Below are 503 nucleotides of genomic sequence, written 5' to 3'. Positions count from 1 at the left end.
GTGGGGCTGGCGGCGGCGCTGCTGGTGCTGGCGCTGCTGATGGCGGTGCTGTTCGCGTGCCAGCCGGTGGTGAAGGAGCCGCCGCCTCCGCCGCCGGAGCCGACGCCGTCGTTCCCGCAGCCGTCGCGGCCGTCGTCTCCGTCGTCGCCGTCTCCTTCCCCGTCGTCGGCGCCGACGTCTCCGGGGCCGTCCTCGCCGGGTCCGTCGCCGTCTCCGTCGGGGACCGGCGGTGATGATGGGGCGCCGCTGTGAGGGTGTGAGGGGCGGCGGGTGGTACGCCGTTGGTTCGCGGGTGGCGGCCGGCGGTGGAGGCCCGCTGAGCGGGGTGCGGTGTTTTGGCACATTTCCATGATCACTTTTGCGGGTGCGGGTCGTAGCCTGGGGCGATGACCGCACTGGATGACCTTGCCGGCCGGTACGCGGACGAGTTCGCCGCGCTGGATCCGTGCCTGGCGGCGCTGATGGGGATCGCGGGGCAGGAGGCCCGGCTGACCGACTACGGG

At 73.8% G+C, this 503-nt stretch carries 1 protein-coding gene; it reads left to right on the top strand.

Translation table 11 applies throughout. The features are described from left to right. Positions 1 to 56: 56 nt before the first annotated feature. Entirely contained in the window at positions 57 to 233 is a 177-nt protein-coding gene (locus E1284_RS42315; protein WP_165965644.1) for a hypothetical protein, read from the top strand. The last annotated feature ends 270 nt before the right edge of the window (positions 234 to 503 follow it).

Origin of the sequence: Actinomadura bangladeshensis (genome assembly GCF_004348335.1) — a bacterium.
Taxonomy (GTDB): domain Bacteria; phylum Actinomycetota; class Actinomycetes; order Streptosporangiales; family Streptosporangiaceae; genus Spirillospora; species Spirillospora bangladeshensis.
This window is presented reverse-complemented; position numbering and strand designations above follow the sequence as displayed.